At 57.1% G+C, this 3,479-nt stretch carries 4 protein-coding genes; 1 reads left to right on the top strand and 3 read right to left on the bottom strand.

Features of this window, described 5'->3' with window-relative positions:
- Positions 1–73, top strand: a 73-nt coding sequence (locus tag ACTQXO_RS08655) for an IS3 family transposase (protein WP_441537142.1), incomplete at its 5' end; no start/stop codon positions are given.
- Positions 74–140: 67 nt separating this feature from the next.
- Here the strand turns inward: ACTQXO_RS08655 and ACTQXO_RS08650 are convergent.
- From ACTQXO_RS08650 to lspA, 3 genes are all read right to left on the bottom strand, one after another.
- A complete protein-coding gene (locus ACTQXO_RS08650) occupies positions 141–1,436 on the bottom strand; it encodes a glycosyltransferase family 2 protein (RefSeq protein ID WP_154515488.1) in 1,296 nt (431 codons plus the stop codon).
- An 82-nt stretch (positions 1,437–1,518) separates the two neighbouring features.
- A complete protein-coding gene (locus ACTQXO_RS08645) occupies positions 1,519–2,532 on the bottom strand; it encodes an RluA family pseudouridine synthase (protein WP_441016312.1) in 1,014 nt (337 codons plus the stop codon).
- Positions 2,532–3,059: a signal peptidase II gene (gene lspA / locus ACTQXO_RS08640; RefSeq protein ID WP_441545611.1), complete on the bottom strand. Its 528-nt coding sequence runs from the start codon at positions 3,057–3,059 to the stop codon at positions 2,532–2,534. Before lspA ends, ACTQXO_RS08645 begins: the two co-directional genes overlap by 1 nt.
- Between the last annotated feature and the right edge of the window lie 420 nt (positions 3,060–3,479).

Genomic DNA, 3,479 nt, shown 5'->3' with positions numbered 1-3,479 from the left:
CACGCGGCGCAGGCAGGTAAGATTGAAGGGCCTGACGCCGGAGGAGTTCCGGAACCGGGCCCTTGCGGCGTAGTCGCTATTTATTCAGTCCAAGTTTCGGGGCGCAGTTCATATCCCCTTTGTGGTGGTTTTGATGGTGGTTATTTGGCGCCCTGCATGACCTCGTCGAGGGTAACGCTTACGGCGTGCTGCGTCGGCACCCAGTCGACCTTCAAGAACAGCGCTGCCACCGTAATGGGGATATAGCTGAACATAAAGATCGGGAAGGTAAACAGGTTGGTTACCAGACGCCACTTTTGCGCGCAGTGAATATGCTTGTATTCAAAGATAGTCGTGAGCAGCGCCAGGATAAAGAAAGTCTGATACATCATAGCGAAGGTCATAATGAGCGAAGCGGCACACGCCTGCATCTCGACTTCGGTAGCCAAGAAACCGTGCGAAAGGCCGCCCACGATGAGGAACGTCGCATTAGCGAGCATCGAGATCAGAGAGAGCAGCATGCCCGGTGCGATCGTCATAAACATGTCGTAGGCGGCAAAGCGATGATAGCGGAAGGTCGATTTGACCAGGTGCTTACCGTACGTAAAGAACACCTGGTAGAAGCCCTTGGTCCAACGCATACGCTGTTTCCAGGATGCCTTAAACGTCACGGGCTGTTCGTCAAAGAACTCCGCCGGCGCATAGCCAATGCGAATGCCGTGAATGGCACAGAACGTGGTGAACTGAATATCCTCGGTCAGCGTGTGGAACTGCCAGCCGTGCATACCCTCGATAACACTGGCGGAGATGAGGTAGCCCGAACCCGAAACGGCGCAAGACGTCTTACAGATGTTGCGCGCATTGTTGAGAAAGCGCGCCTCGCGCAGATACCACGTGGCATTAGCTGCCGAGATCCACGAGCTGCCAAAGTTCTTGGAATTGCGATAGCTCGTAACAACATGGAAGCCCTGGTCAAAAGCATCGTTCATCTTGGACACGTAATCGCGGGCGATGACGTTATCGGCATCGAAGATAAAGTAGCCTTCAAACGTATCGGGATACTCGTTAAGGATGCGGTCGAAGCCATAGTCCATGACCCAGCTCTTGCCTTTACGGGCCAAGTCATTGCGCTCATAGACGACGGCGCCCGCCTCGCGCGCGAGCTGCGCCGTGTTGTCGGTGCAGGCATCGGCGACCACGAAGACCTCGATAAGCTCGGACGGATAATCTTGGTCCTTAATGGAGCGCACGAGGTTGGCGATCACGGCCTCCTCGTTATGCGCCGCGATAAAGAAGGCATAACGATGGAGCTTCTTGGCCTTGGGAGGCGCGACCTCACCACGAAGAGCGCCGATGACAAAGAAGACCACCTGGTACAGAAAACAGACCGTAAGCAGCGTGACGACAATCTGGTTGAAGATCACGATAGGTGTGTTGGTTTGTAAAAAGGCGAGCATGCAGGCTCCCAGGAACGCGTGACGTAAACAACCGTATATCTTACCGCAGGCTTACGGAGTTCAAGAAACCACCTAATACTGGCTAGGCCTCGAGCAGACCGAGCTGAGGGACGATTTCGTTGCCAGCGGCAGTGCGGCCGAGCGAACGCGGGGCCAGATCATCCAGAACCGCCGCAAGATCCCATGGCAGCTCGTCACGGCACTCGATGTGCTCCCCCGTCACGGGATGATCGAACGCCACACGCCAGGAATGCAGGAACTGCCTGGTCAAACCCTGATCGGCACGAGCATCGCACTTACCATAGAGTGGATCGCCCACGCAGGCGTGGTTGATATGGCGCATGTGCACGCGAATCTGATGCGTGCGGCCGGTAAACAGGTGACACTCGACAAGCGTGTAGCCGTCGTCGAAACGCGTGGAATCAAAGCGCTCAAGGACCTTAAAGGTCGTGATGGCCTGGCGCGCAAAGGGGTCATCGGAAACCGCCATCTTCACGCGGTCGCGCGTCGATCGGGCAATACCGGTGTTGATAGTGCCCTCGTCCATGGCAATGTGCCCATGAACGAGCGTAATGTAGCGACGGTCGAGCGTGCGCGTGCGGATGAGATTTTGAAGCGCACGCTGGGTGTCGTCGTCTTTAGCCGCGAGCATAAGACCCGAGGTATCGCGATCCAGACGATGCACGATGCCGGGGCGGTCCTCGCCCTGCACGGTACCCAGATGGTCGATGCCGCAGTGATAGACCAAGGCATTCGCAAGGGTGCCGCTCTCATGACCATGCGCAGGATGGCACACCAGGCCGCGCTGCTTGGAGAGCACCATGAGATAGTCGTCCTCATAGCGAATGTCGAGCGGGATGGCCTCGGGGATCACGTCGGTCGGGTCATGCGGCTCGGGCAGGTCGACCGAGATGCGGTCACCGGAGCGTACGGCATACTTTTTAGATAGGCAGGTCTCGCCGTTGACGGCAACGGCGCCTCCCTCGATCAGATGCGCGCAGGCAGAGCGTGTGGGACAGCCATCGTTGGCGCCCAGATAGGCGTCGAGACGTTGACCGGCGCAATCGTCGGCAACGAGAATATGGATGTCGGCCATTAGCGCTCATTCCTTTCGCGAATCTTGCGGGCACGCTCCCCACGCTGCTTAGCTTTACGTTTGGCGCGGGCCTCGTCACGGGCATTGAGCTCGGCGGTCGCATCGACCTCGCGAGCGGCGGGACTCAAGAACATGTATCCGATGAGCGCCAGAACGACACCGGCGGTAATGCCGATATCGGCCACGTTAAAGACGGGGAAATCAATGAAGGTAGTGGCAATAAAATCAGTCACAAAGCCCATGGCCAGGCGATCGATCGCGTTGCCGATGGCGCCGCCCGCAACCATGGCCATACCCACGACCTCTAGGCGAGCGAGCTGAGGAGCACGGAGCAAGTACACGGCAATGGCGGCAATGGCCGCAAGCGCCAGCACGGCAAACGCTATGCCATGGCCCTCACCCATGCTAAAGGCAGCTCCGATATTGCGGACAAACACAAAATCGATCACGCCGGGGATAACAGTCATATGCAGGGTATTGCCCACGGCACGAACCGCAAGCTTGGTCAGCTGGTCAACAAGCAACACAAAGAGCGCCACCCCACCAGCAACACCTAACCGCCAACGCAAAGGCGGCGTCATATCCGCACCACGACCCAAAGAAATCCCCTACCCTCAAGGACGTCGAATTCCGTTTAACGCAAATTAATATCTTATATTGCCATACGCAGAACGCACGACATATCCACCAATGCGACAAAGGGGCTGTCCCCTTGTCCCTTCACCGGGTAGTCTTTTTGGGACGGGGCTTTTTTAGCTACCCAGTCCAGCGCTTTCGAAGATTAAGTCCTTATTTGAGGTAGGGCAGCTAAAAAAGCCCCGTCCCAAAAAGACTACCGACAGACACTATGACCCAATCCGAGGGCACTAAAAAGATAGGAGCCCCCGCTCGTGACCGCGGGTCGGGGCTGCGACAATGATGTTGAAGTGCCATAGGCGCAGCCGCGC

This window comes from Collinsella sp. LCP19S3_D5, from assembly GCF_052121415.1.
GTDB lineage: Bacteria > Actinomycetota > Coriobacteriia > Coriobacteriales > Coriobacteriaceae > Collinsella.
This window is presented reverse-complemented; position numbering and strand designations above follow the sequence as displayed.